This window comes from Metabacillus litoralis (assembly GCF_020524045.1).
GTDB classification, from domain to species: Bacteria; Bacillota; Bacilli; order Bacillales; family Bacillaceae; genus Metabacillus; species Metabacillus litoralis_C.
This window is the reverse complement of sequence record NZ_JAIVKL010000022.1, coordinates 1-20,238: the sequence shown is the minus strand read 5'-3', so window position 1 is coordinate 20,238 and position 20,238 is coordinate 1. Positions and strand designations below refer to the sequence as shown.

Here is a 20,238-nt window from a genome sequence, read left to right as displayed (position 1 = left end):
CTTAATTTTCGTTAATTTACTATATAACATATTATCCCCATTTGTAAACTAGGAATTAAAAATTTTAAAAAGGTGCCTGTCACCACCCGAATTTTGTCGAGATGGACTCGACAAAACCCAGGGCGTGACAGGCACCCTTAAGTTTTCTATATTCTAAATCGTTTCAACAACCCACTCAATTCTCCAGCTAATATTGTTGTTTTCTCGATTAAAGTTGTTATGTCTTGTATTGATGATAATTGTTCTTCAGAGGAAGAGGCAACTTCACGAATGTACTTTGTTGATTCGGTTGATTTTTGTGAGTTATCTCTTATAACTGTTTCTACATCTTCTACCTTGGAAAGAAGTTGATCTATTTCGATAAAGATCTTATCTACTTCATCTGTGGATTCTTTAGAAGATTGATATACACCTTGTAAACTACCATTAACAACCTCTAACTTTTCCATACCAGTTCCAAATTGAGTTGTGACAGATTCAATTTCTACAACAGCACTTGAAGTGTCTTCTTGGATTTCTTTAACAAGTTCGGAAATTTGTTTCGCTGATTGTGCAGATTCTTCCGCTAACTTTCTAACTTCATTTGCAACAACCGCAAATCCTTTTCCATGCTCTCCTGCTCTAGCTGCCTCAATCGAAGCATTTAATGAAAGTAAATTGGTTTGTTCAGTAATACTTCGAATCATATTAACAATATTGCCAATTTCAGAAGAGCGACTTCCTAGTTTTCTTACAATCTCGCTTGAATTTCGAACAGAATGCTGTATCTCAGACATTTGCTCTAACAGCGATAATACTTCTTCATTCGCTAACCCAACTTCTTTGTACGCTGTTTTTGTTTTCTCTGATACCATTAAAGAATGATCTTTAATTTCAGATACACCATGAGTGATTCCATTTATTGAGTCTAAATTCTTATTATTTCCTTTTTCTTGCTCAGTCGATAATTCTGCAGCATTGTGTACATTTGTTGTCACAACACCAGATAATTGAACCATTTCCTCTGCATGCTCTGATAATACGGCTGTGTTTTCTGTCACAACTTCTCCTTTGTGAAGAATACCACCGATTAAATCTTGTAAACTATCTAAAAGTGTATTAAAACTTTTTGATAATTTCCCAACTTCATCATTACTTTTAATTGTTAATCTTTGCGTTAAATCTCCTTCGCTTGTTGCTAGTTTTTCTATTTTATCTGTTACTTCTTTAATAGGATTTAACGATCTTTTATTAATACCATAATTTATAAGTGCACCTAATATAATAAAAATAATTGTTATAATAGAAAAGTAGCTTAATAATGAATTTGCATCTGAAAAGGCTTCACTAGTAGGAACAGAGATCATGATTCCCCAATCCATTTCTTCTGCTTTGCTGTAATAAATTAAACTGTTATCACCGTTAAAATCTGTTTCAACTACACCGGTTTTACCACCCATACAATTCTCGACTATTTTATCTAAATCACTGTTCTTATAGTCGGCGATACTTTTAATATCTTCTTTATTTTTACCCGCTACAATCGTTCCATCACTTGTAAAAACAGTTACAAAACCACTTTCTCCTAATGTTACTTTAGAGATAATATGAATTAAACTTTCAATCTGGTGACCACCTGATGCTACACCAACAATTTCTCCGCTGGCATTATATATTGGTGAAGAAGACAACACAATCGGAGCTCCTTCTAAGCTTGGAGATTGTGAGGGCACAGGATTATATGTTTCGGTTTGTCCCTCCATTCCACCTTTATAGTGTTCATACTCGTTAACAGGAATTTTAGCACCATTCAAATATAAGAAGCCTTCTGCATCCATAAAGGCGAAAGCATCTGGGTTATCCATAGCTTTTGCAATTCTACTACCAAGAGCATCTGCCTTTTCTCCATTGCTTTCTTTTAATACATCACTCTCAGCCATATACTTCATTGTTTCTTGCTTACCTTGTATCCAAATGTCGATATTTGCTTTAACAGAATTAAGCTGATCATAAGCTTGAGCCTGAAATCGGTCATAAAGAATTTCCTTTGCCTTCATATATCCGAATGCCGATATACTGATCATGGATATTGTAATTAATAAGCTGATCACTATGGTGTTTTTTACAACGATCCTCACTTTTGTCACTCTCCATTGTCTCTGTCCTTCTTTTAATAACATTCACTCATTTAAAAATACACCATTAAAAAAGCCCACCCAAAAAGGTGGACTTATCATAAAAAGCCATCTTATTCGGTAACCCAGCTACCATAACATTTCTGTATTAGGTCTGTGGCTTTGCGTCCCTAACTTTCGATAGGTTTGCCATTTTCAAATATGGAATATTTATTTATCATTAGGAATTTTTTTGAATATTCATAGTTCTTTTATCACAAGAAAACTATCTATATATACTTATTATAAGAGTTTTGACCTAAAAGTCCACTTTGAACTCTTTTTACTTTACCTTCATCTTCAAAGAGTTCTACCTTTTATCTATCAGAATTTCCAACACATCAAATCAGTGAAAAAACCTCACATAATTAGCGAGGTAATGTATTATTTTTATATTTATCTTCTAACTGTCTTAACGTTTTCCAAATAGAAAGTATAGAGTATCCTAGTATCAAGATCCCAGGTACGATCATAAAGAAAATACTTCCATTAGGAGATTGTGTAAAATTAATAAAATAACCCAGATTTGGGATAGTAAATCCTTTATACACTGCTTGAACATTTTCTGCTAAAACTGGGTTTGAATCTAACGCATCATTATTATCCCCCTTTGTTACATAAAGAACACTGCTACTTGTTTTTTTCACCTCTGAAATTCTGTGGGTAACTAATTTATTATCTTCCTTGAAAGTAATAACATCACCCTGCTTAAGGCTAACTCGTTCTTCCTCATCAACAGTTTTCACAGCAATAACCGAACCTGTTGCAATCCCTGGTTCCATCGATCCAGATAAAACTGTCTTCAATTGATAACCAAACAACTCTGGTTGACCATTAGTAAGTTTTGTTGAAATGACGATTCCAGCTACACTCACTAATAAAACAACAAGTATACTTGTGACCATTGTATTCAAAAACTTTAAGAGACTACGTTTTTTCAACTTCATTCCCCTCCCTATTTATTTATTGTTTGATTGGTGTTCTCTGTTTGTATTTTTGGTTCTGTTTCTTTTTCCTCAAATAGTCTAGTTTCTTTCATGGATTCATTTGCTTGTAAAGGTTTTACTTTCTGCTCAGACTTAATTTCTTCATTATCATTGACAATTTCTTTATTTAATTCTGTCGTTTCATTATCTGTTCCTTGCCGTTCACTTTCTTCATTACTCCAAGTGCCAATAGTCATACTTCCGTTCATTGACTTGTCATCACTATAATACGCATCAGTATTCGAAGTTAAGAACCCTGTAGTTATGATCAACACATAGCAAATGAACAAACTTTTTATGAGTAAAAAGTAAATAGTTGATGATTTATATTTATTCATGTGATTATTCTTCAAAACGATCTCCACCCTTTCTTCATTTCAACATTTATCTATTCATAAATTCATAATATCCTTTATGTGTTTATGAATAGATAAATAGAGTTGGAAGGAGAAGACCATCTCCTTCGTTTAATGCTTTACTATTGGCTTTCAACATTATTGAAGATCTTGATCTCCATCTCTTTGAACAGCTTCAAATTTCCAGTTAAGTTTTAATTCATCGGTTTGGAAGTGATTTTGATCATCATCATTATCAATAAATTTGAATTCAACGGCAAATTTCCCCTCTTTACTTCCTGCTGGGAACTTCTCCATTATTTGTTGAGGGTTATCTCTTAACTCAGATAACGATTTCTTAAAGACAACTCTTTCCCTATCATATACGTTATATATATACTCCAGAATTATATGATCGCCTAAGTCATCACCATGATTGGACTCGCCATTATCAACTACTTCATATGAAGAATGTAGAATAATTTCTTTCATATCAACTGTTCCATCATTAGTAAGCACAAAGTTACCATGCATTGTATCACCTGGCACTAGGTTTTCAATGTTCAAAATGACATCTTTATTAATCCCGAGCTCTAATACCCCTGTTGTAAATGTATTAGTTGCCGACTCTGTATCATTAAAATACGCGACTGTACCTCCAGCTATTAAACTCAAGCCCAATGCCGCTGTTGCAAAACTCATGACTAGATTTCTCTTCATGCTCATTTTATTTCCTCCATACATAAGATTTTCACCAGTTTAATCTTATGATGAAAAACTAGTTTTCTAGAATTTCCTCCATAAAATACTAGAAGAGAGAAGCACTTTTCTCTCTTCATCATTGGAAAAATAGTTATCTAGCTTCAAACGACCAATTAAGTTTTAACTTGTCACCTTGAAATTGGTTTTGGTCTTCTCCGTTATCAACAAATTCAAATTCGACATACATAGTATCTTTTGTACCTGCTGGTAATCCACTAATCTCATTTTCATATCCAATAACATTTTTCTCAACAGCATCTGGTGTGATCTGTTTTAATTCATGTAATGTTGTTGAGTAAATGATATCATTAGGTTCACTTTCACTCTTATCATTGTTTTCAAGAAAGTTCACTCGAATATGTTTTCCAAAATCATCTGTATTGTCTCCCATTGCATCCTCTACTTGATAGCTTGTTGACAAAAGGACTTTAGTGATGTCAAACGATCCATTGTTTTCTAAATCAAAAGCACGAATCATCCAGCTTCCTGGACTTAAGTCGTCAACATCAATAATAACTTCTGGATTTACTGCAAGATCTAACGTCCCTGCAGCAAAAGTGCTACTAGCTTCTGCTGTATCACTAAAATAGGCAAACGTTCCTCCACCAATTAAACCAATCCCTAACACAGCTGTTGCTACTCCTAAACCTAATTGTTTCTTAATACTCATTTTCTTTTCCTCCTCATAATCTTTTTGTGAATACTTTTTCTAAGGACTCGATCAGCTCTAATTAATTCCATATGTATGTCTTTAGTTTATCTAGAAACAGTGAGTGATTTCTCACTTTCTCTAGAAAACTATTGATGATAAAATATTCTTTCGAAAGAATTAAACGTTCCTAATAATGAACAATACAACTGAATTATAGAAATTTCTATATCACATGGAAAACCTTAAAAATTGACAATTATTCATCCAGGAGGACCGTTTTCTCTAATTTCCTTCTATTTTCTTCAAATAACTTAGGATGATCCATTTTGTGTTAATTTTAAGTAAACAATATTTACTTGTAATTTACTTTCAAACTAGCATTACTTAAGCTAATTTCTTGGTAAATACTATTAAAATATACTGGACGTAAGCGTTACTAGCACTGCATTCTACCAATCATTCTTTTATTTCTTTTATTAAAAATGAATAGTTTTCAAACTTATGTAACTCACTAGTAATTAAAACAAAATAGCATTCTATCATATACACAAAGCCGTTTCTCTCATTGAAAATGTACTTTTCCTATATTTGATTCTTTATTGACTCTATTCACATTATCTTCACAATTTTAAAAAAATCTTAATAATTAATATAGTTCATTTTGTCGTTCCTAAACAAAATCCTTAGGACCATCTTCCTCTCTTACTGTTTACTAGATTTCGTTTTTAGCTAGTAAACATACCTTAAATGCAACTAAATCCCTAATTAAAATAGGATGCCTTATCCTTGATCCTTCGCTTTAGGACCATTTTCCATAGAATGAAAGAAATTACATTACATTAACATTATCTTTATAATTTTTTGTTAACTTTTCCTAAATATTACATTTACTCTATTCTTTATAGCAGCTTTTATTTTCGTACGTGGTTGTTGTTTCGATTTTAATTACCCCTCCCAATTTTACTCCAACTTAAAAAGTAGAAACCGAATCTGGCTCCTACTTCATATAACATATACTAGGCAATAGCCCATACTAAGCATGATATTAAACAAACATTTTCCAAGTTAATCACATGATATATTCTTCATACCGTTGTTCTCGGCAACTAGTACATCTTTTGGGTAACTCAAACCTTCTTTGTTTATAAAACTGTTGCTCTCCTATACTAAAAGTAAAACGATCTCCACATTCCCAGCATTTTAACAAAAGATCTTCAGGCGGAGCACCTTTTAAAGCTTCATCAATAGATCTCATTCTTTCTTCAATGATTTGCTCATCCAGTAATTCTTCCAGTTCCAATGAAGTGATTGTTTGGTTGATAGCCACTTTTAATTTTTTGTATTCAATATCTTTCCACAACTTTAAATAAGGAATGAAATTTCTATCTCTCGTTTCTTTCACTTTTTCAATAAATAGTAGAATCATTGATCTATTTCTATCTTTTAAATAACTCATATCCGGGCTTGTTTTATCTTGTTTCAGCCACTCTCGCCATTCCATTAATAATTCGTCTGTACGTTGATCAGACTCGATTTCCCAACCTCTATCTGTAAAAACGATCATCGGTAGTTTTCCACTGTAATGAATATCTAAGAAATCATAATCGATCATCCAATCAATTTTCTTCATGATGTTTTCTAATGTTTCCGATTTGAAATACCCGTAACTTGGATTTGTATCTAATTTCAACTGTAAAACCTTTTTCTCTCGTGAGCCTTTTAAAATTTTAGCAAGAAGTGTACGTCCTCCTTCAGCTATGATTTCATCAGCTGCTCTTAAAATAGCTTTTATTTCTTCTGTAGATAAACGGTCTTTTTCTTTGGTTTTCATTAATAAACACCTCACATAACATTACTAATTCGGAGCAATTATTTCGAACTCCTCACTTTTTAACACTCCCAAATTTCTCTTCATATAAATCGTGAACCCAATCCTTAACAGGTGCTTTCCATTGCTGTTTAGGTGAAGGAATGTTTTTGAGCAAGCTTTCAGGTGACATACCAAGTTCCTTTGCCATTTGAATATCATTCTGATTTAACCGACACCGCTTCTTTGCTTCTGCCCAAGCAGCATCATTTTTTCTAGTTGCCATCATCATACCCCTTTTTTATACAAATTATATCAAGACATTATGTATCTCGTGAAATTTTCCATAAAAAATAAAACTCAGTTTCGATAGAAATGAGTTTTATTCGTTCAATATTTATCCCCGTTATTTCTTCATATCAACAATAATGTCTTCCATTAAGAATGTTTCTTCACCAACAAACGTGCCATCTTTAGTCACATCTTTAGATAATCTTAAGTGAGGAGTAATGATAAGCTTTGTTGCCTTCGCATCTAATTTTTCAAACGTCTTGCTATATCCCTGAACATTCTTTTCATCATCTGACCATCCACCATAAATTTCTCCGTAATAAGAATTCCCTAGATTATCTTTTATTTCAAGATCAACTTCGACATTCGGATACTTTTGTTTAATACTATCAAAAATAATTCGGCTGTTGTAATAGACGATGAACGACATCGGAGTAACTGTGATTTTGCTAACCTCTACATTCACTCCATCTTGTTTTGAATTTTGCTCAACCTGTTGTACATTGTTTTTCGTTGCCTTCAAATCAAGATTGAAATTCCAATTACCATTAAGTACTTCATTTTTATCTTTAATCTTTATACTAGGCATAAGCAACTCTACGTTAATTTCTTTTTTTTCTTCAAATTGATTAGTCGTAGCAGAGGTAATACCAACATAATGATGTTTATCTACTTTTAATAGTTTGGAAGAACCTGTCCATCCTTGTTCTCCTTTAATGATCAAAAACGGCTCAACAAACGGTTCTTTATCTAAATCTTGAGCATCTCCTAAATTCTGTTCACTTTCAAATTCATAAGTAATTGAAACAGTTTTCCCATCAAAGATTGCATCATTTAAAGTAACTTTTATCCCTTGACCTTCTTTAGACATACCTACATTAGTTGCATTTTCTTTATATTCATCAAAAACCCCTGTTTTACCACCATCTATAAATCTAAAAATATCTCCTACTATCGGAATATTAGCAGCATATGCCGGAAATGCTAGACCAACAGTAACGAAAGACAAACCTATGATGGCAGCGGCTACAGCACTTCTTTTCCAACCCATCGCTTTTTTCTTTTGTGGTAGTGATTTTTTTAATCTATTTTTCAATTTTGCTTTTTCAAATTCACTTACTTCCATTTCTGCAAAATCATCTGCTTCTATTTCAACATCATTTAATAACTCATAAATATCCTTCATACAAGACTCCCCCCTATATTAAGATTTAGGGCCTTTTTATATAGCTTTTTCTTTCCACGATAAATCCGATTATCAATCGATGAACTTGTTAATTGAAGCTTGGCAGCTATTTCTTCCGTTTTTAAGCCGAGAAAATACTTCATGATAAAAATAGAACGATCAATAGGTTCTAGCAGATTAATTAATTGTATTAATTCTTCTTTATCCTCCATCAATACAAGTTCATCTTCTGCAGAATACTCTAGTTTCGCTTCCAAGAATTCGGTCGTATACTCTACCTTTTTACTAGCTTTTCTGTAATAATCAATCGCTTTATATTTTGCAATCGCACAAATCCATTTCTTAAAATCATCACTAGAGTTTCCTTGAAACTTTTTCGAATGATTCCATATCGCAAGAAAAACATCATTTACACACTCGTCGATCAGCCCCTCATTTCCAAGCGGTGAAAGAACCTTATATGTAACTCCTTTTATCACTGGTAAATAAGCATCAACGATAAATTCTAAAGCATCTTCTTTTTGACGCTGCAGCCGTTTAATAAAATTTCGATCAGTAGACTTCATGTACAACTCCCCTTGCTTCATTTCAAAAACGTGTATATCTTATATAACGAAAATAATCTGAATTTCTCTCATCTTTTTTATTTTTTGTTGAGGTTTTCTTTTAATATTTTCAGGTGCAATTTTTTTCACCAGACTACTTGAGAATTTTTCCGTATTTAATTGTACCTTATTCCTTCTTATTGATTTATGAGAAAAAGCAAAAGAGACTTACTCCTTTATGAAGTAAATCTCGTAAAATTCTTTTTTGATTGATCGCATTCAAAAATCATCGATAACAACAAAAATAGGCAACCCACTCTAAAAGGTCGGTTGCCTTGCGAACACATCATAATGAACACTACGACTTTACAAATCTTGAATCTGTAATACCTTTGGGCTTTCTAGAAAAGCACATTATTCCTGCAATGATATAGAAGACTCCTGCAATAAGAAATATTCCATAAGTAATCACACCACTTACAACAGCACTAATTAACAACAAAACACCCGCAAAAACAGGATGATTATTACCTTTTAACGCTATAACAGCAATAACTCCTAATACTGCTTGAATAAATGCCATAATCCCTAATGATAGAAAAATCATTTTAAATGTAAGGTTAATAGGAAAAAATACGTTTGTAACATCTTCATCTGTGTAACCGCCTTGATCCATACTTAATATCATAACAATAAATTCTTTAACAGGACTTAAGAAATCATCTGCTATGTATACCAACCATGTTCCCACTACTCCTAATAAGCTTATTAGGATAAATGAAGCAATCCCTATCAACCCTAATATAACTTCAGGTGTTCTATTCATTTCCCCACTCCTAGAATAGTTATTTCTATGAGGTTGGTAAAAGTATATTAACAAAATAGAAACCGAACAATGGTTGTAGATGTAGTTACGTCGCTCCTGAAATATACTCCACTTTCCGCGGGAAGCTGGAAAGCGCCTCCTCGCGCTACGCACTGTGGGGTCTAGTCGGTGCTTTACATCCAGCAGAGTCTACATATATTTCGTCCGCTAAGCTGCTAAGCTATTACTTCGTTCGGAATTTTTGTTATTCACTAAGTTATCTCCCAGCCTCATAGAAAACAAAGTGCTTATTCAAAATGATAAATGGAAATTCCATATTTTCAAGAAAATGACACTTATGAATGAACAAAGAAATAACGTAACAGATTACTGTCTTATTTCCGATCTTTTTTCTTAATGGCGAAGGTACCTGCCCCTATCTTTTATCCGTTAATACGCAAAATCTATAGGGAACTCCTTCCCTGACCAAGCTCTCTTTGATGTCCATTCCATTGGTGGATCACTCCAAAATGGATCTGAACTAGGTAATCCTAATGGTAAAAATCCTGTTGTACATAAATAAAGACTCCCTGTGGAAATATACCCTTCACCTATTCCTGGTTGATGTCCACAAAAGCCAATTGTGAGCCAACCGGATTCCGTAAACGTGCCGGGCGCCTGGAGAGTTCTTTTTATCACTTCTGTTAAAGCACTTCTCACTTGGGCAGGAGGAAGTTCGTTTGGCAAATCCTTTCGAAGTGCATGTTGAGCCAAAGATTGAAATACGCCAAATCGATAAGCGAGAGATCTGCCGACTGGTGGAAAAGTTCCCTCAGGTGAAATCGTACGCTCCTGAATCACAGTATATCTCTGAGATCGTTTGATAATCGTATCCTTAAGAACTGCCCACTCTCGATATTCATCTCCGACTGTTTCAATTAAATCCACTAACATAGGGTGTATCACAAAGCTGTTGTAATAATCATGGTGATATTCTGGTCCATCACTATAGATTCCGTCTCCTAAGTACCATTGATCAAACTGATTGATTGCATAATCTATTCTCATCTGGTCCCAGCTTTTTTCCCCCACTTTGTAAAAAAACGCTTCGATAATGGCAGAAAACAATAACCAATTAGAAAAAACAGGCTTTCTTGTACGTGTAGCTTTTATCGCTTGTAACACGTTTTGTTGAACCCTAACATCAAGCTTTTCCCATAATTCGTTTGGCGCTCTTAAGATTGCATGAGCAAGAAAAGCCGTATCAACAATAGGTTGAAAATCATCTGCAAAGTTCATGTAATCCGGTGAATTCGGATCTGTTCCCGCATCAATCGCTTCTCTAGCAAGTTCAACATACTTTAAACGTAGCTTTTCTTCACCTTCATCTTCACTTTCTCTTTCTAACCAGGGAGCCATTCCGACTAATAAACGAGAAAATGCCTCAAGATGTGAAAATTTCTCACGGGACGTTCCTTCTTTCATTTCTACTGGCATGTCTTGTTTTAATGTTCTATTTTTCAAGGCAAGAAGAACTGGATCTGCTATTTTTAACATATTATCCAGCCAGAACTTTCGGTCGTTCGTTTGTAACGAAACCATCTTATCCCCCCAAGTTATTATATGGATTTCTATGAAACTCTTTTTTAAAAATTGGCTCTGTTAAACTTTGTTGTTGATTTCCGTTACAGGCATTCGCTTTCCCGGGAAAAAAGTACCTTTTTTCCTAGGTCCGGGAGCCTCCTCGGCGCAAGCACCTGTGGGGTCTCCCTTTGACACGCTTCTCCCGCAGGAGTCTCATGCCTTTCACTCCAATCAACAAAGTGCTAAAAATCAACATTAAGCTTTAACATAGCCTAAAAATTAAAAAATCCGTCGTTTCCAACCATTTAGCTTAGCGATCGCTTCAACATAGTAATAATCGCCATATATGAGCGACACATTTATATTCTCATCAACTGGCTTATTTCCTGTACCTCCAACCAAGATTCCTTGATGCTCTGGTTGATCCCACGTTCCATAATTTTCAGTTAAAGAGGTTAATATCTTTGTTGCAGCATTTGCATATAATTGCTTTTCATTACTAGGTACCATATCTGCAATTTCTAGCAGCCCTGAAGCAGCGATCGAAGCAGCAGAACTATCTCTTGGTTCATTTTCTATTGAATTTAACCGGAAATCCCAGTATGGAACATAATCATATGGAAGACCAGCAATAAAATGATGTGCAACTCTTTTGGCTGCTTGTAAATAACGAGAATCTCCTGTATGACGGTACGTATTAGCAAACCCATAAATCGCCCATGCATTTCCTCTACTCCACGCAGAATCAGATGCATAACCTTGACCACCAATAGATTCAATAAACTCACCAGAATTAGGATCAAATGATAAAATATGACAAACTGATCCATCTTCTCGAATTCCATGCTGTAATATTGTATCTGCATGAAGAGTCGCAATTTGTTTATATCGTGGATCTCCAGTTACACGGCTTGCCCAGAATAATAAAGATAGATTCATCATACAATCAATAATCGCCCAACCTATTTTATCCCCGTTCCAAGCACGAATAAATTTCCCAACAGGGTTAAAACGACCTGCTAAATAGTTTGATGCTTCCAATCCAATGCCAAATCCACTCTCGCTTTTCAGAATCTCATGTTTTAACACAGCAGTTAGTAAGAACTGAAAGCCAACATCATGATCCATTTTATGCTCAGAAATGCTCTTTTGCAATTTCTCATCCCAATCCATCGCAGCACTCTTGAATTTTTCATTGTCTGTCATATCATAAAGAACCCACAACATACCTGGCCAAAATCCTGATGTCCACCAAGCATGAGGCATATCGTCATACACTCCGTCCGCTCTCGCTACATGTGGTGATTTATCTCCGATTTGATCGACCATACGCTCAACTTTTGCTTCAAGCTTTTTTAATAGTTCTTGTTGATTTAAGTTATACATGATTTCCCTCCTAGTTTGCGTTTCTATTTATAAGTATAACTTCGCTCATATGTGAAAAGTTGTTGTATAATAACTAATAATGTTGTTCTGTTGTTCTTTAGGAGGGGTAGGATGAATCGTTTATTTGAAGCAATTTTGTTTGATGATATCAAGCCATTTCATTGGATTTATCGTGTAATATCAGATCACAACTTTAGAGGATTCTACCACTGGCATCAAGGCTGTGAATTTTTATTTGTTCATCGTGGACAAGGACGTGTTATTGTTAATCAACAAACCTACGATATCAAACCAGGGATGCTTTTCTTTTTCCAGCCCTTTCAATTACATAAAGTACATGTTGAAGTATCACATCAAACTCCATATGAACGTAGCATCCTTCATTTTGATCCAATTTCTCAAGGGAAAAATCTACACTCATTTCCAGGGCTCCATACCTTATTTCATCGATTACAAAATGGTGTAGATGAAAAACAAGCTTTTGATTTATCAGATCGTTTTGAGTATGTTGCTGAGATGTTTAAAGCCTTTGATTCATCCATTACAACGAATAACTGGGAGGAGGATGGTCAGCTTTTTCTTATGCAAATCCTCTCTTGCATTCGTGTCAACACTCAAGCACTAGAACCCTCCCATCAGCATACTAAATTACGTCCACTTCGATATTCAGAAACAATCATGAGCTGGATCGAAAATCACTACATGGAAACCTTTGATCTAGAGAAGCTATCAGCTGAGCTTCATTTATCAAAGGCCTATGTTTCTCGGATATTCAAGCGCGAAACCGGCAGTAACTTAACAGAATACTTAACTGTTCGTAGAATTAAGCAAGCATGTCACCTACTACAAATGACAAATGCTTCTGTTGAACTAATCGGCGAACAAGTAGGGATTGGAAATGTATCTTATTTTATCCACATATTTAAAAAAACAATTGGAACAACACCACATCAGTATAGACTTTCGCATCAAGTGATCTAACCCAATTTTCAGTAAAAAGAATGACAGAAATCAATATTTTAGTTCCAACCAAATGATCAACTTTTCACGTTAAAAAAACTCTGAATCCTTAGTACAGGTCAGAGTTTCTTTGGTTTTATTAAGGAGAATAACAACTCACCGTTAAATGACTTATTCAACACCTATCCATAAAAAGTATTTGATAAAAAAGAGTAAGCTACTTTATCCTCTTTAAGAATCCCTCAGCTTCTGCAGGATTCATCCTCGTTGCTTTCCAACTGTATCCATCTTCATTACCTTCAAGATGATTGTTATCAATTAAATCAATAAACATGACACTATCATTTTCACCAGTGGTATATTGAACAGTAACCTTAAATTGGTTGTTAACCTTCTCTATAGTATAAGTTCCTTCAGATACAAAACCTGCTTTTTCTTCAATATAACTATAGGTGAAATCGTCCCTTAAAATCATGTAGAAATCTTCTCCATCATTCCATTGCCAAGCTCCTAGTAAATCAGTAACTGCAAATTCAAGTTCTTCGTTAGCTGCATTAATGGATTTCTCTTCTTCAGGTTGACTAGATTCCTCTGGAAACGGCAATTCCTCACTATTACTAAAATATTTCTCATCTTCCTCTACTAGTGGTTTCTCTGTGACTTCGAGGTCGATTAACACTCCCATATGCTTGCCAATATACCATTTGTCGTCGTCCTTCATTTGATAGAGTTCAAGCTCATAGCCAACGTTTCCTGTGATATCATCTTCAGATGTAGCTTTTACATTACCTGAAACCCATACGATTCTCTTATCTCCTACTGGCTTATCATAATCAGCAATGTTATTGACAATCTGATCAGATGTCACTTTATTCTCAGTAATTTCCCAGCTCTTTAATCCAACTTGTTTTGCCATCTCTTGTTTGACCAAGTTTCTAGCAATCTTCTGTGGCTCAATTTCATCATTAACTACTTCTGCTTCTTTTTCGTTTGAATTTTCCATCGTTGTATTTACTGGCTCTTCCTTAGACACTGCACTTGGTATATTATTCTGCAAATGAGGTACCATTAACCCAATACCAACAATGATAAAAATAAACCCAGTTAACAGTAGAGTTACTATACCCTTAGAAATTTTTAAATTTTTCTTAACGATCCTTGATAATAATAGAATTAAAGACAAAAGTAATAAAACAAATCCTACACCTATAAAAATAATAGTTAAATTATCCAATTCTGTGACTCCCTTTTCTTATGATGTAATGAACTAAATTGATTATAGATTACTTCAACCTTGATTGATTATATTTACTATTCTACTTTAATACATATACGGAGATTGGGATATAGCTGTTTCAATACTAGAAAATACTATTTAATTATTACTCCATTACTACATATCTTCTTGAGATGTCTAAAAAGCTCTGTTCAAAAAATCATTTCTTTATAAACAAAGAGCCTAATCTTTTTTTTGATTAGGCTTTTTTAAGGGTTATATACTTTATACCATGTACTCCCCTTCCACAGTGTGGGTATCTTCACAAAAGAGCTACTGAGATTATTTATTATCCACTGGAAGTTCAACAGTAAATGGTTGTAATTCCTTAGCTGGGAAGAAGCTCGAGAAATTGAATTGTAGAATTGTATTTTCAAGATTAAAGTCCATGATTTTTTCTTCTCCATCTAAATTGAATGTAGATTGAAAGTGAGCTGTCTTTTTATCGATCGTTTTCACTTTATTTAGACTGATGCTATGATTTTTAGGTGGTACTGGATTTTCAGGATTAATTTTATCTATATATCTCTTATCTACTAACAACAATTCATATTGTAAGTTATTTTCAAACAAATCAAGCTCATGTTCACTCAATTTCTTTGAGAGACCTGTAAATTGATAATCTATGACAAGTTCATTTTCCTTTTTCTTTATCTCATTTACTTGTAAGCCTAAATTGAATCGTTCACTATTTAATGTGAATGTTTTTTCATTCAATAATTGTTGCACATTTGGATCTGCAACAGAAAGCATTGGATAAAAAGTTAGTGAAGATACGTTTTTATTTAGTTTAGTCATCTCACTTCTCACAGTACTACGATATCTTTCTTCTTGTACCATTTCCTCAATCATTGTTCCATTTCCAAACCTATATACCTTTCCTTGATCATCAACTGCTTTTTGTATGTAAATATCATCGTTCTTGTATTTCTGAACAGTCTCATAAATAAGTGAAGATGACGCTTTTGCGGTATCAATTTCTTTTATTCTAATTTGAACATCATCCTCTAGATATTCTTTCTCCTTCATAATAGATGTTGTCCTAGTTTTTTCCTGTTGAATTGGAATATTAAACTTCCATTCACCTTTTATACCGTTTATATAATGAATAGTTATAGGAAGAGTAAATTCATCCTCCTTTAACGTTTTATATGGATAATTCATTTTCCATTGAAAGTTATATCCTTGCTCTACTTTCTTAACGTCTATTGACTTGCCATTAAGCCACGGATCGTTATCCCCTTTATGATGTTCGAAGTTTACATCAAAGCTAACTTCACCTTTTTCGTTATCTCCTTTTTCAACGCTTTTATCTACAAAACCGGTTATTGAAACAACATTTCCATCAAAGTAAGTGCTTGTTAGTTTTACAGTCACTCCATTTTTCGTTAAAGACTGATTTAAATTTGTCACTGCATCCTGATTCGCCAGTTCCATTCCTATTTAATCATCAAACTCTTGAAAGATCCCACCAATTAAAGGAGCTTTTGCTAATACTTTGTTCATGGTAGGATTAAAAAAGCCAGAAGCGACAGTTATCCCAAGAAGAGCAGCGACAGCAACAGAACTAACAAGAACCTTCTTTTTCGTATTTCTAGTTTGCTCAGACTTTTGTAAGCCTTTATCAATGGCGTTAAATACCTTCTCTTTCGGCACTGTTATTTGATCAATTGCACCTTTTATTTCCTTGTTATCCATGGCATTTGTCCTCCTCTTCTTTATACGATTTTCTTAAACTAGCTTTTCCCCTACTCAAATAAGTTTTGACCGTTCCTTCGGGAATCTCCATCAATTCACTAATCGTTTTAATAGAATAGTCATAGTAATAAAACAAAATAATGGCGGTACGGTAATTTTCTTTCAGGTCTCCAATTGCATTTAAAAGATGTATCGCATCATCATGATCTGATTGATCTGTTACGGTTAACTTAGATAACGTTTCTTCTGTTAGTGGCACAACATTTTTTCTTTTCTTTAGGATTTGACCAGCACAACGAATGACGATTCTGGTAAACCAAGTCATGAAATATTCCGGTTGCTTTAACGAACGAATACTAATATAAGCTTGATATGTCGCATCTTGAACTACATCCAAGGCATCCTCTTCATTTTGCACATAAAGATATGCAGTTCGATAAATTCGATCATAGTGAAGCTTAATCAGCTGTTCAAAGGCTTTTTTATTACCCTTTATTGCTTTTTTAACGAGCTTATCATTTTTTAACTCCATCTTTTCTTCAACTCCCTTCAACTGTTAGTGGTAGATATCCTTAGAAAAAGTTTCAAAAATTAAAAAGGCTCTTTTCTGAACGATTGTTACTATGAAAAAAAATTTGGAGTAAGAACAGTGTTTTTTCACTATAAGGGTACTATTTTATGAAGAAAAGATGCCACTAGACTTAATACAGTGCTGATTGCTTCGGGTATTGAAAAGCAACAAAGCTTGCGAAAACAGCCATTAAAAATAAATGAAAGGAAGTTTGTATGAGTAGATTATCACTGACTTACAATAGAAAAATGTAAAGACATTATGTAACTTTAACTAAATCGCCAGTAGTATTGGGGTTTATTTACAGAAACCTCATTCATTCATGTCAATTGATCAGCGTTATTCTTAAAGATATTAGACATTGGCAAAACCCGGTTGAAGAACATTCTGAAGAAAAACAGAAGTTTTCTGGTGATCATTTACATTTAGATCAAATAATAATGGTATACAGTCTTAGAAAAATCATTTTTTGTTACAAACTGGACAGCTGCTATTATACTGCCTTCTATCTTGTGCAAAAGCCATACGATACAAAAATAAATGTAGACTCATCAAGAAAAGATAAATGGGGAAAGAATAAATCAATTTGTAACCGTGTTTGTAATGGTATACACCTATCTGTGCACCCAGCCATTCTAACCCAACAGCTATTATAGCCCAAATAAGAATATAGCCAATCATCTTTATTCTGAACATCCGCATCTGTTCATACCCATAAATAAACCAATAACCAAAGGGCGCATACATCATATAAGAAAAAATATCCATCAATTGATATTTTGATTGATCTCCCAAATCGTAAAGTTCAAGTGGAGGTATCTTTAACGTATGATCAAAAACTAGACCGAATGCAATGCCTATGAGTATGTTAAAAGTTGTTTGTAAAGGAGAATATCGCTTTGGAAATAAACAAATCGATGCAAAACCAATGACACCTACAGCGATAACGAACCACTCATTCCCATTGAATTGATTATCATAAACGATGTTTTCCATCAGCGAATCCATCCTTCCTTAGATGCCATTCGTTGAAAAAGTCTTCCTAAAAGAATTGTATAAGTCATAACAATCACGATCATCATTGACTCCATAAAGAAATTCCAACCCTTATCAGTAAGTACGTGATTCCATCGAAGCATCACTCCGATGAACATTTGGAACAAAAACGTATAGATTGATATTCCCCAGCGGATACTGGATTTAGAGGTCGTTAGAAAGACGTTAGCAAAGGTAAGCAAAACAAAAGTAACAGTGAAATCGTTGTGTAGAATCATAGACAGGAAGTGGGGAATACTATTTGTGTTAATTTTGAATAGATTAAGGTTGAACGCGGAAATCGTCAGTTTGTTTGTTAAGATAGCATCAATGGCCATAAACAAAAGGAAGTTAACAGACAATGGTAGCTTCTTTGAGAGACTCACTTGAACCATAATACAGAACCATGCTAAAAAGAGAAATATCACGACTACCACTTTAAAATGTCCTTTCCATCGTATATTTTTATATGTTTTTATCATGCCCCTACTACTTCAGCGTATGCGTAATCAGTGGAAGGTCTGTACGCGTGACGCTTCAAAAATCAGCATATTCATACATAAATTGTAAGTGGTTCTGGTTGCAATTGAAACCAACCAAACATTCCCCAAACCAATTAACTGGATGACCATACCATATTGTTTAAGTTATGGCCAATCCCATAAAATCAGGGAAATTACTTTCTACAATTGAACCACTTTCACTAGTATTTACCACATTTTTAGAATTATCCAAAAGTACTCTCGGTGTACAAAAAATCGTTAATTCCTAATATCATAAAAACGTCTAAAGTCCTAACTATCAAGAGCTTTAGACGTTTTTATATTCTAGTATAATTGAATGAATAGATATTTAAGTACTTCAATACGACCCATCTGAGCTCTCAACAGTCTTATATGTCTTATATGTCTTATCTTCATTTCAAATAAAGTAATCAAGTTAAGACAAACGCACTATAGGGTATAGAAGATTAAAAGACTAACAAAGGGAGTCATACTATGAATGAAAATAAATCAAAAAAACTAGAAAATGAAGCAATCCATGAACCATCTCGACAATATTTTATCCCAGCTCAAATTGTACATAATTTTAGTCAAAAGGGTCGGGACCATCTTAATCGTAAAACGAATTCACAATTTATTTTATCTCTACAGGCTGGGGCATTCATGGCCTTTGGTGCTGCTTTTTCAGTCTTACTTTCCATGGGGATTGATATAAAGGGTCTTTCTCATTTGATGGCAGGTTTGGGGTTTGCAACAGGATATGCCATGGTTTTTCTATCAGGAGCAATTCTCTTTACTGAGGTCAACGTTTTACTACCAAGCTATGTATTTCAAAAGCCCTCCATTATGAGCACGAAAATTCTAAAATTTTGGTTAGCCACTTACTGTGGAAATATCTTAGGAGCTTTATTCGTTGGAACTCTTATTATACTATCGAAATCACTTTCCCCGGAGTTTTACCAGGAATTAAACACCTATATCAACCAAAATAAAATGTCTTTTTTAGCAGACGGAACATGGGGATTTTTCCAGATAGTTATTTCAGGTATTCTTGCCAACTGGCTCATAGGTATGGCTGCATTTCTTACAACCGCTGCCCGTGATATCACAGGTAAAATTATCGGTACATTACTCCCTGTCACTTTATTCGTTGCAGGAAATTTTCAACATAGTGCAGCAAACATGGGGTACTTTAGTATTGGGATATTCACCAATGACACCTATAGCTGGTATCAATTTCTATTATATAACCTGATTCCTGCTAGTATTGGTAATATTATTGGTGGAGCTATTATGGTTTCATTGTTGTTCTCTTTTGCTTATAAAGATGATATTGAAAATGATATTAAATAAAGCTTACTTTTCTAGCCCAAATGTTGAATTACTTAATCAATAAAAGAGGCTGGAAATAAGTATTTAAACTCATGATAAACCAGAATTATAAGGCGATATTTCAATTAATCATTCGCCTTATAACTCTGGATTTTATTATCTGTCTTTAATAGATTTTTAGATTTTGGAAACTATTTTAAAGAACTTAGTGGAATGGAGCGGAAGACACTCGACTCCTGCGGGTGCAGAGGAGAGGCCACTGAAAAAGTCTCCAATTATAATTTTGTGAAGGTATTCGATGAATTTCTCATTGAATACCTTTTTCTTGTTATATAATTAATGTATTAATTATAGGTGGTGTGGTATACATG

Annotated in this window: 20 protein-coding genes and 1 riboswitch; of the genes, 2 read left to right on the top strand and 18 right to left on the bottom strand. The window is 34.1% G+C overall.

Going from position 1 to position 20,238, the window contains the following annotated elements:
* Window positions 1–146: 146 nt before the first annotated feature.
* The 12 genes from LC076_RS21325 to LC076_RS21270 form a co-directional block, all read right to left on the bottom strand.
* The gene (locus LC076_RS21325; protein WP_226671173.1) at window positions 147–2,117 is read right to left on the bottom strand and encodes a methyl-accepting chemotaxis protein; all 1,971 of its coding nucleotides are present in this window, start codon (window positions 2,115–2,117) and stop codon (window positions 147–149) included.
* A 113-nt stretch (window positions 2,118–2,230) separates the two neighbouring features.
* Window positions 2,231–2,315: riboswitch (cyclic di-GMP riboswitch) on the bottom strand.
* 206 nt (window positions 2,316–2,521) lie between these two features.
* Entirely contained in the window at window positions 2,522–3,100 is a 579-nt protein-coding gene (gene sipW, locus LC076_RS21320) for a signal peptidase I SipW (RefSeq protein ID WP_226671172.1), read from the bottom strand.
* A gap of 8 nt (window positions 3,101–3,108) precedes the next feature.
* Window positions 3,109–3,492 (bottom strand): hypothetical protein, encoded by a 384-nt coding sequence (locus LC076_RS21315; RefSeq protein ID WP_226671171.1) that lies wholly within the window; start codon window positions 3,490–3,492, stop codon window positions 3,109–3,111.
* Between the two features lie 141 nt (window positions 3,493–3,633).
* A complete protein-coding gene (locus tag LC076_RS21310; protein ID WP_226671170.1) occupies window positions 3,634–4,200 on the bottom strand; it encodes a TasA family protein in 567 nt (188 codons plus the stop codon).
* Between the two features lie 127 nt (window positions 4,201–4,327).
* The gene (locus LC076_RS21305; RefSeq protein ID WP_226671169.1) at window positions 4,328–4,906 is read right to left on the bottom strand and encodes a TasA family protein; all 579 of its coding nucleotides are present in this window, start codon (window positions 4,904–4,906) and stop codon (window positions 4,328–4,330) included.
* 1,051 nt (window positions 4,907–5,957) lie between these two features.
* Window positions 5,958–6,719, bottom strand: coding sequence for an RQC-minor-1 family DNA-binding protein (locus LC076_RS21300; protein WP_226671168.1), 762 nt, complete (start codon window positions 6,717–6,719; stop codon window positions 5,958–5,960).
* Between the two features lie 52 nt (window positions 6,720–6,771).
* Complete coding sequence (locus LC076_RS21295) at window positions 6,772–6,981, bottom strand: hypothetical protein (RefSeq protein WP_226671167.1); 210 nt, start codon at window positions 6,979–6,981, stop codon at window positions 6,772–6,774.
* 120 nt (window positions 6,982–7,101) lie between these two features.
* A complete protein-coding gene (locus tag LC076_RS21290) occupies window positions 7,102–8,172 on the bottom strand; it encodes a DUF4179 domain-containing protein (RefSeq protein WP_226671166.1) in 1,071 nt (356 codons plus the stop codon).
* Window positions 8,169–8,738 (bottom strand): sigma-70 family RNA polymerase sigma factor, encoded by a 570-nt coding sequence (locus LC076_RS21285; protein ID WP_226671165.1) that lies wholly within the window; start codon window positions 8,736–8,738, stop codon window positions 8,169–8,171. The genes LC076_RS21290 and LC076_RS21285 overlap by 4 nt, the downstream gene beginning before the upstream one ends.
* A 337-nt stretch (window positions 8,739–9,075) precedes the next feature.
* Window positions 9,076–9,543, bottom strand: coding sequence for a DUF4064 domain-containing protein (locus LC076_RS21280; RefSeq protein ID WP_226671164.1), 468 nt, complete (start codon window positions 9,541–9,543; stop codon window positions 9,076–9,078).
* Window positions 9,544–9,972: 429 nt separating this feature from the next.
* Entirely contained in the window at window positions 9,973–11,124 is a 1,152-nt protein-coding gene (locus LC076_RS21275) for a DUF2264 domain-containing protein (protein ID WP_226671163.1), read from the bottom strand.
* Between the two features lie 261 nt (window positions 11,125–11,385).
* Complete coding sequence (locus LC076_RS21270) at window positions 11,386–12,492, bottom strand: glycoside hydrolase family 88 protein (RefSeq protein WP_226671162.1); 1,107 nt, start codon at window positions 12,490–12,492, stop codon at window positions 11,386–11,388.
* Window positions 12,493–12,603: 111 nt separating this feature from the next.
* Between LC076_RS21270 and LC076_RS21265 the strand changes: the two genes are divergently transcribed.
* Complete coding sequence (locus LC076_RS21265) at window positions 12,604–13,473, top strand: helix-turn-helix transcriptional regulator (RefSeq protein ID WP_226671161.1); 870 nt, start codon at window positions 12,604–12,606, stop codon at window positions 13,471–13,473.
* A 196-nt stretch (window positions 13,474–13,669) separates the two neighbouring features.
* Here the strand turns inward: LC076_RS21265 and LC076_RS21260 are convergent, their stop codons facing one another.
* The 6 genes from LC076_RS21260 to LC076_RS21235 form a co-directional block, all read right to left on the bottom strand.
* Window positions 13,670–14,686: a hypothetical protein gene (locus LC076_RS21260; RefSeq protein ID WP_226671160.1), complete on the bottom strand. Its 1,017-nt coding sequence runs from the start codon at window positions 14,684–14,686 to the stop codon at window positions 13,670–13,672.
* Between the two features lie 324 nt (window positions 14,687–15,010).
* The gene (locus LC076_RS21255) at window positions 15,011–16,165 is read right to left on the bottom strand and encodes a conjugal transfer protein TraF (protein ID WP_226671159.1); all 1,155 of its coding nucleotides are present in this window, start codon (window positions 16,163–16,165) and stop codon (window positions 15,011–15,013) included.
* Window positions 16,166–16,171: 6 nt separating this feature from the next.
* Window positions 16,172–16,426 (bottom strand): DUF4179 domain-containing protein, encoded by a 255-nt coding sequence (locus LC076_RS21250; protein ID WP_226671158.1) that lies wholly within the window; start codon window positions 16,424–16,426, stop codon window positions 16,172–16,174.
* A complete protein-coding gene (locus tag LC076_RS21245; protein WP_226671157.1) occupies window positions 16,419–16,958 on the bottom strand; it encodes a sigma-70 family RNA polymerase sigma factor in 540 nt (179 codons plus the stop codon). Before LC076_RS21245 ends, LC076_RS21250 begins: the two co-directional genes overlap by 8 nt.
* Window positions 16,959–17,459: 501 nt before the next feature.
* The gene (locus tag LC076_RS21240) at window positions 17,460–17,993 is read right to left on the bottom strand and encodes a hypothetical protein (protein WP_226671156.1); all 534 of its coding nucleotides are present in this window, start codon (window positions 17,991–17,993) and stop codon (window positions 17,460–17,462) included.
* Entirely contained in the window at window positions 17,993–18,514 is a 522-nt protein-coding gene (locus tag LC076_RS21235; RefSeq protein ID WP_226671155.1) for a hypothetical protein, read from the bottom strand. Before LC076_RS21235 ends, LC076_RS21240 begins: the two co-directional genes overlap by 1 nt.
* A 516-nt stretch (window positions 18,515–19,030) precedes the next feature.
* Here LC076_RS21235 and LC076_RS21230 point away from each other — a divergent pair.
* Complete coding sequence (locus LC076_RS21230) at window positions 19,031–19,888, top strand: formate/nitrite transporter family protein (RefSeq protein WP_226671154.1); 858 nt, start codon at window positions 19,031–19,033, stop codon at window positions 19,886–19,888.
* Window positions 19,889–20,238 lie beyond the last annotated feature (350 nt).